Raw genomic sequence first — 7,868 nt, forward strand, 5'->3', positions numbered from 1 at the left:
ACTTCTGTCCGACAGTATGAGCCTAAGAGCTCGAAGCGGTGCGGCAGCTATATTGTAGCAGTTGCAACTGCTACGAGAGCTTCTCGGACTGCTGCGCCTGCGTGACCCGCCGGTTCGCCTGCGCGATTCGGTTTCGCGCGGCGTTCGTGAGCGGTTCCGGAACGGTGTCGCCCGCGGCTTCGATCCGATCGAGAACGCGCTCCAGACCGGTTTCGACCGCCTGCAGTTGCTGATCCGCGTTGCCGCGCTCGCCGGCACGAGCGCGCTCCGCTGCACGCGAGGCCGCCTCGACGATCGCATCGAACGCACGGAGAAGTCCGCCGAGCGCGTTCTGGACGCCTCCACCGTCGAGCGAGGTGCTCAGTTCGCCGTCGAGCAGCGCCGCGAGTTCGTCGCGCGTCTCGGCGGCGATCGACGCGAGGAACGCGGCGAGCGACGCTTTCCCTGTCTCCGGCCGGTCGATTCGAAGGGCACCGGACGCGTCGGGATCTGGGTTCACTCTGAAGGCCCCGAGGGCGCCGTCGGCGTCCCGGACTTCGGTCGTGTACGCACCGCCGCGGTGGACGTAGACCGCGTCAGAACCGTCCAGCGGGGCGTCGTAGAGTCGGCCGGCGAAGTCGTCTTCGACCGCCAGATCCGTCAGGTCGGCGTCGGTTCCCGAGGCGTCGACTTCGAGCTTTCGGGCGTCCTCGCGCGCGACGAGTGGGATCTCTCCGTCGACGCCGGCGGTCGCGACGCGTTGGTCTGCCGACGACGTGGGCGCGCCGGTGGTGGTCGACGATGCAGTCTCACCAGAGGTAGTCGACTCGGCTGTCGTCGACTCGGCTGTCGTCGACTCGGCTGTCGTCGGCGAGGCAGGAGCAGTCTGCTCGTCAACCGTCGTCGGCGACTCCTCTGATGTGGTCGTGTCCGTCGTCGTCACGTCCGACGCGGTTTCCGATCCGCCACTCGTCGCTGTCGCGTCTGACTCGCTGTCGCCGACAGACAGTCGCTCGCTGTGCGGCGCCTGACCCGGGGCGTTGACGGTGAAGCGGTGGTCGCCCGCCGGGACGTCGCGGACGACCGCGACGCCTTCGAACGTCGGTACGGCCACCGGATCGCTTTCCAGGAGCGCGACGGCTTCGACGGTCGCGTCCGCGGTCGTCAGCCCCTCCTGGTCGGGGGCGTCGTCCGTCGTGACGGCTTCTGTGACACGGGCGACGACGGTGTTGATCGGCGCTGCAGCCCCGATGGCGTCGTAGCGCTCTGCCAGCGCCGCCCGATGGTTGGAGTCGGTGATGTCCGCCGCAGGGTTCTCATAGCGCGGTTGTCCCCACGGCGCGCCGGTCGTCGAGATGTGGCCCGCGATGGCGTCCTCGGCGGCCTGTGGGACCGCGAACTCGAAGCTCAGTTGCGGACCGGTGAAATCGGTGAGGTGTTCGATCTCGCTCGTCGGGACGAGATCGTACGTGTCGTCGGTCGCTGACTCCAGATCCGGGTTCGCGCCTTCGGAACTCGTGGCCGTCGAGGCGTTCCCCGGTGCGCCCTCGCGTCCGCTGTAGCGGAAGACGACGCCGGTCGACCGCTCGGGGAGGTCCGTCGGCGGTGACGCGAGGGCATCGAAGGACCGAACCGTCAGTTCGTCCGGCACGAGCGCGTCCCTGTCGACGTTCGGTAGCCGCTCGTGCTCGTACACGGGCGCGCCCTCGTACTCGGGGACGACGTAGGGAAGTCGCGCTCCTTCGTCGCGCGGCAGCCCGTACGCCAGAGGCAACTCCGAGAGCGCCTCGATGCTCGTGATCGCGGAGTTGGTGATGTCGGCGAGGAGGTCCGCCCCCGGCAAGCGCTGGAACCCGTCGGGTTCGTCGTTGACGGACAGCGCACTGGAGTGTGAGCCGAGTTCCGAGAGGAGCCGCGGCACCATCTCGGGTTCGGGGTCCAGAAACTCGTTGTTCGGAACTTTGCGGGAGTGCGAACTCGCGACGTACAGTTGCGGTCGGCCGGTGTCGGTGTCGACGAAGACGTGCAGGACCTCCCAATCGTGCCAGTGGAAGTTCGTCGAGAACTGATCGAACGCCGAGTACATCCAGAACTGGACGACGGCCAGCGGGGAGTCGTCGTACTCGACGGCGTTGTAGAACACCGTCGGGTTCGGTGGCTCGCCGGACGCCGCATACTGCTCGTGATAGCCGTCGAGCGCGTCGAAGCCGTCGACGATCGACTCGCCGTCCTGCTCGCTCGCGTACGGGCGTGGGTCCGTCGGCAGCCACGGTTCCGCGCGGTCGAAGTACAGCGTCGGTGCGAACCGCTCTGCGAGTCGTCGAGCGGCGTCGGGATCAGTCGCGGTCGTTTCGCCGTCGGGCTCGCGGTCGGTGAACGAACACCCGGCGAGCGCACTCGTGCCGACACCGCCGAGGGCGGCGAGGAGCGTCCGACGGCTGAGGTCAGTCGTGTCGGTAGAGGTCACAGTTTGAGTGAGTCGTGGATTCGTCGCAAAAGCGGGCGACACAGCGACTTCGCAGTGTCGTTATTTGTACGCCTCGCGCAGGAACACAAGCGCCGCGCCGAACATCGCCAGGTTGCCGAAGAAGGCGAGCCGTTCGCCGCTTCGGGAGTCTTCGTCGGCGTTCCAGAAGTCGTGCATCGTCGTGGTCACGACCGCGAGGAAGGTGACGACCGCGCCGGTCGCGATCTTGGGGAGCCGCCAGAACGCGACGCCGAGACCGGCGACGACCATCATCCCCGAGGCGAACGGCGCGGCGAGTCGGGGGAACGGAACGCCCGCGGATTCGGCGTATTCGATCGTGTCTTCCATATCGCGGAAGTCCTCCGACGCCTGGAGCGCGAGGCCGAACCCGAACAGTAGCCGGCCGAGCCTGGAAGGGGCGGCGGGACTGCCGTCGGAATCGGCGCTTTCGGTGTCCTCGACCATACCCGCGGATCGTTCGCGGGCGCTGATAAGCGTTCTGTCGGTATCGGGGGAAGCCGACAGCGTATTGCCGATCGGTTCGTCATACCCGTGTATGAAGATCGAGGCGGGCGATCGGGTCGCTGTGGAGTACATCGGCCGGTTGGAGGACGGGACCGTCTTCGGGACCTCGAAGTACGCCGTCGCGGTTGAGCACGGCCTCGCAGACGCGGAAGATCGCGAGCCGAGCGACTACGAGCCGCTCGCGTTCACCGTCGGCGAGGGCGACGTGATCGAGGGGCTCGACGAGGCCGTCCGCGGAATGCGCGTCGGCGACCAAGAAACGGTCCACGTGCCACCGGATGCGGCGTACGGCGAGGTTCGGTCCGACCGCGTCCGCGAGTACGACCCCGAAACGTTCGAGGGGATGGTCGGCGAGTCGCCTGCGGTCGGCCTCCACGTCCACGCGCAGAACGGACTGCACGGGGACGTCGTCACCGTCCACGAGGACGCGGTCGAAGTCGACTTCAACCACGAACTCGCGGGGAAAACGCTCGTGTTCGAGGTCGAGATCGTCGATCACCAGCGGGACGAGTAGCCGTCCGGGCCGTACGACACATCTCGGCCCCGCTCAGAGATGGGGATCATCCGAGCGTTCAAATACGGGAAGGAGAGCAACTGCCCACGTGTCTTCCCCGCCCGAGACGATCCCGATTTCGCACCTCGCCCGCGCGGCCTACTGCCCGCGACAGCTCTACTACGCCCGCCGCGACGACGACCACGCGCCGCCGGAGGTCGACGCCGTGCGCGAACTCGCGTCCGAGTACGATGCCCTCCGGACAGCGGCGGACAGACGGCTTCAGGAGCGGCCGCTTGCGGTGTCCCCGGCGACCTACCGATCGAATCTGGCGGCGCTCGCCGAGCGAGACGACTACGGTCGGCTCGTCGACCCCGCGCTCCGAAACGTCGTTCTCTACGGCCGTGACTGCCACGGCGTCGCACACAAGGTTCTCGAATCCGCAGGAGACGACGAGGACGCCCCGCCACCGACGCCGACGGTCGTGTCACCGGGCGATCCGCCACCGCGGGGCGTCTGGGAGCCCCAGCGCGTCCGCGCCGTCGCCATCGCGAAAGCGCTGGCGTGGGAGCGCGGGCGGGCGATTCCGCGTGCGCTCGTCGAGTATCCGTCGCACGGCGTCGTCCGAACGGTCCGGCTGACGACGCGGAACAAGAGCGCCTACCGGCGGACGCTGTGGACGGTCCGGTCGATGCAGGGGGTACCGAGTCGCATCCGCGACGAAGCGAAGTGCGAGGCCTGCGACTACCGGACGGCGTGTGGGACGAAGACGCGGTCGCTGAAGACGATGCTCGGACTCGGCTGAGCCGGACTGGGTCGGTCGGCGTCGCGTTAGCCGTCTTCGACGACCGGTTCGGACCCGGCCTCGTCGGTGAGCCAGGCCACGATAGCGTCGGCCATCGCGCCGCGTCGGTGGATCACGTTTCGCTGGGGATCAACGACCGTACTTTCGGTACCGGGTGTGGGGCCGGCGTCGACGACCGCCCCGACCGACGCCCGGAGGTCCGGGTCCAGTTCCGAAATTTCCGTCACGCTCGGAGCGCCGCTGACGTTCGCGCTCGTCGCCGTCACGGGCGTGGGAGCGACCCGCTCGAACAGCGCGAGCGCGACCTCGTGGTCCGGGATCCGGACTCCGACCCGGTCGCGGCCGGCTGTGAGCAGGTCCGGGAGCGACGGGTCGCGCTCGACGACGACGGTGACCGGCCCAGGGAGGAACGCCCGCATAAATTCGAGCGCGCGCTCGCTGGGCTGGGTGTATCGTTGTGCGACCGAGATCGTCGGCGCCCCCATCGAGAGTGGCTTCGTCCGGTCGCGGCCTTTCGTCTCGAAGACGCGTTCGACCGCGTCGGGGTCGGTCGCGTCCGCCCCGAGCCCGTAGACCGTCTCGGTCGGGTAGACGACCGTCTCGCCGTTCTCGATGGCGTCGGCCGCCTCGTCGAGAGCGGTGTCGAGTTGGTCCGTGAACGTCTCGTCGAACCCCGTCATCTAGTGAACCCGTCGTGGCGAGCCAGCAAGAGCGTGGCGGATGCGGCGGGCCGGAGGAGGCATTCCGCGAGACCGAAAACAGCTCAGACGTGGTCGTCGATCGCCGCCGCGATCTCGTCGTACGCGGGGAACTCGGGCCATTCCCCGGCGACCCACGCGTACTGGATCGTCCGTTCTTCGTCGAGCAGGAAGACTGCCGGTCGGTGCTCCGTGACGCCGGCCATCCCGTCGAGGTCGTGTTCGACGTCGTAGGCGGCGGCGACCTCGGCTGTGGGATCCGAGAAGAGTCGCGCGTCCGCGGCGCGCTCTTTCAGGAGTTCCTTGTGCTCGTACGGCGAGGAGATCGAGACGCCGACGACCTGCACGTCGGCGGCGAATCCGCGCTCGTCGATCTCTTTCCAGATGTACGTCGTCGGGAACGCACCATCCATCGGGTGGAATACCAGGAGCGTCGGCCCATCGGCGACGATCGACGACAGCGACGCGTCCTCCCAGTACTCTTCGTTCACGAGGGGGCGCGTGAAGTCCGGGGCGATCTCACCGACCGTCGGGTGGTCCGTCTCCGGGAGCGAGACGACCTCGAAGTCGACCATCAGGCGACACCTCCGTCACCGTAGGTCTTCGTCAGATACTCCACGATGTTGGCCGATTCGGACATCTTCACGCCGGTGTTCTCGTCGACGATCGCCGGGACGCTCCGCTTGCCCGAGACGCGCTTGACGACGTTTCGGTCGGCGTGCATCGGTTCGACGAATCGAGAGCGATACGGCAGATCGAGTTCGTCGAGGACTCTGACGACGCGCTCGCAGAACGGGCACGCCTGGAGCCGATACAGCGTTATGTGTGGGTCCGAATCGCTCATAGCCGGCGTACGAACGATGAACGCCTAAGCCCTTCGCACCCGGAAGATAGCGTTCGACGCACCAGCGACAGGCGAGTGGGGCCGCTGTGCGCCGACGGAATCGACGGATCCGAGGGTAACTCTTAATTCCGGGGCCAGACAAGGTGACGTAGTTATATGGGTTTGTCTCCGCCACTCGCATCTCTCGCCGTCGAACGGCCGCGCGGCACCGATGACTGGGCAGCGATCGCGCCGACCGTCGACTCACTCGACGGTGGAGTCGTCGAACCGACAGCCGTCCTGGGGCCGATCCTCCAGGCCCTCCCGATCAACGACACGACGGTCACCATCGCGGGCGCGGCCGCAATCTTCGTTCTCATTGCCTTCTCGGCGTTCTTCTCCTCCTCGGAGATTGCGATGTTCTCGCTGGCGAAACACCGGATCGACTCGCTCGTCGAAGACGGCGTCCCGAGAGCGGAGATCGTCAGCGACCTCAAGGCGAACCCCCACCGACTGCTGATCACGATCCTCGTCGGGAACAACATCGTCAACATCGCGATGTCCTCGATCGCGACGGCGATCGTGAGCATCTACTTCGACCCGGGTGCGGCGGTGCTCGCCTCGACGTTCGGGATCACGACGCTCGTCTTGCTCTTCGGTGAGAGCGCGCCGAAGTCCTACGCGGTCGAGAACACAGAATCGTGGGCGCTCCGTATCGCGCGCCCCCTGAAGTACTCCGAGTACGTCCTCCTGCCGCTGGTCGTCATCTTCGATTACCTGACCCGCGTCATCAACAAGGTGACCGGCGGCCGCTCGGCCATCGAGACGTCCTACATCACTCGCGACGAGATTCAGGACCTCATCGAGACGGGCGAGCGCGAAGGCGTCATCGAGGAGGAAGAGCGGGAGATGCTCGATCGGATCTTCCGGTTCAATCAGACCATCGCCAAAGAGGTGATGACGCCGCGGCTCGATATGACCGCCGTCGCGAAGGACGCGACGATCGACGAGGCAATCGAGACGTGCGTCCAGTCCGACCACGAGCGCGTCCCCGTCTACGACGGCAACCTCGACAACATCATCGGTATCGTCACGATCCGGGACCTCGTGCGCGAGAAGCACTACGGCGAGGGGACCGCGTCGCTGATCGACATCGTCCAGCCCACGCTGCACGTCCCCGAGTCGAAGAACGTCGACGAGTTGCTGACGGAGATCCAGGACAACCGCCTGCGGATGGTCATCGTCATCGACGAGTTCGGGACCACGGAAGGGCTCGTGACGCTCGAAGATATGGTCGAGGAGATCGTCGGCGACATCCTCGAAGACGACGAGGAGGAGGCCTTCGAGTTCCTCGACGACCGGGAGACGCTCGTCCGCGGCGAGGTGAACATCGACGAAGTCAACGAAGCGCTTGGCCTCGAACTCCCCGAAGGCGAGGAGTTCGAGACGCTCGCGGGATTCATCTTCAACCGCGCCGGGCGACTCGTCGAGGAGGGCGAAGAGATCACCTACGACGGGATCACCATCCGGATCGAACAGGTCGACAACACTCGCATTATGAAAGCGCGGATCACGACGCCCGAAGAACCCGAAATCGAAGAGGAGGGCGACGATACCTCGGAGGAAGAACCCTCGGAGTCGCCGGCGCAAAGCGAATAATCGCACGTACTTTCGACCGGAGCGCCCCGGCACCGACCGCTCTGCGTCGTCGCCCCCGGCTCCGGATCGAACGGGGCGTCCAAGGGACTGAACGAACGAGTCAGTTCGCTTTTTGACCTCTTGTATTTTCTTTCTTAGAAAGTATTATTTCTCTAATCTGGTTCAGGATTCTTTCACTACAAAATTTTGTTCTTCTTGGGCGTGAGAGAACTGAGATAGAGAGAAAACTGTTCAGAGGGAATGTACTTAGTGTGCAGCCCCCGAATAGAGAATTGCAATGGCAGAACCCACAGCAGACCCCGACGAATCGGCCGGCGCCCCCGGAATCGGCGATCAGTTCCCCCAGCTCACCGTGGAGACGAGCCACGGCGAACTGACCATCCCCGACGACTACGAGGGCAAGTGGCTCGTCCTGTTCA

8 protein-coding genes are annotated in these 7,868 nt (G+C 66.0%); 3 read left to right on the forward strand and 5 right to left on the reverse strand.

Annotated features, from left to right (window positions below; all coding sequences use genetic code 11):
• Positions 1–70: 70 nt before the first annotated feature.
• A complete protein-coding gene (locus tag NO347_RS08805) occupies positions 71–2,446 on the reverse strand; it encodes a hypothetical protein (RefSeq protein WP_256289240.1) in 2,376 nt (791 codons plus the stop codon).
• A gap of 60 nt (positions 2,447–2,506) precedes the next feature.
• A complete protein-coding gene (locus NO347_RS08810) occupies positions 2,507–2,911 on the reverse strand; it encodes a DoxX family protein (protein WP_256289241.1) in 405 nt (134 codons plus the stop codon).
• Between the two features lie 91 nt (positions 2,912–3,002).
• On the opposite strand from NO347_RS08810, the gene NO347_RS08815 reads away from it, so the two are divergent.
• Both NO347_RS08815 and NO347_RS08820 read left to right on the forward strand, forming a co-directional pair.
• Positions 3,003–3,485 carry an FKBP-type peptidyl-prolyl cis-trans isomerase gene (locus tag NO347_RS08815; RefSeq protein ID WP_256289242.1) on the forward strand — a complete coding sequence of 161 codons (483 nt, stop codon included), beginning with the start codon at positions 3,003–3,005 and terminating at the stop codon, positions 3,483–3,485.
• A gap of 88 nt (positions 3,486–3,573) precedes the next feature.
• Positions 3,574–4,269 (forward strand): CRISPR-associated protein Cas4, encoded by a 696-nt coding sequence (locus NO347_RS08820; protein WP_256289243.1) that lies wholly within the window; start codon positions 3,574–3,576, stop codon positions 4,267–4,269.
• A gap of 26 nt (positions 4,270–4,295) precedes the next feature.
• Here the strand turns inward: NO347_RS08820 and NO347_RS08825 are convergent, their stop codons facing one another.
• From NO347_RS08825 to NO347_RS08835, 3 genes are all read right to left on the reverse strand, one after another.
• Entirely contained in the window at positions 4,296–4,949 is a 654-nt protein-coding gene (locus NO347_RS08825; RefSeq protein WP_256289244.1) for an L-threonylcarbamoyladenylate synthase, read from the reverse strand.
• Positions 4,950–5,032: 83 nt separating this feature from the next.
• A complete protein-coding gene (locus tag NO347_RS08830; protein ID WP_256289245.1) occupies positions 5,033–5,542 on the reverse strand; it encodes a redoxin domain-containing protein in 510 nt (169 codons plus the stop codon).
• Positions 5,542–5,811 (reverse strand): glutathione S-transferase N-terminal domain-containing protein, encoded by a 270-nt coding sequence (locus NO347_RS08835; protein ID WP_256289246.1) that lies wholly within the window; start codon positions 5,809–5,811, stop codon positions 5,542–5,544. Before NO347_RS08835 ends, NO347_RS08830 begins: the two co-directional genes overlap by 1 nt.
• 156 nt (positions 5,812–5,967) lie before the next feature.
• Between NO347_RS08835 and NO347_RS08840 the strand changes: the two genes are divergently transcribed.
• Entirely contained in the window at positions 5,968–7,449 is a 1,482-nt protein-coding gene (locus NO347_RS08840) for a hemolysin family protein (RefSeq protein WP_256289247.1), read from the forward strand.
• Positions 7,450–7,868 lie beyond the last annotated feature (419 nt).

It is taken from the genome of Halobellus inordinatus (assembly GCF_024464655.1).
Lineage (GTDB): Archaea > Halobacteriota > Halobacteria > Halobacteriales > Haloferacaceae > Haloquadratum > Haloquadratum inordinatus.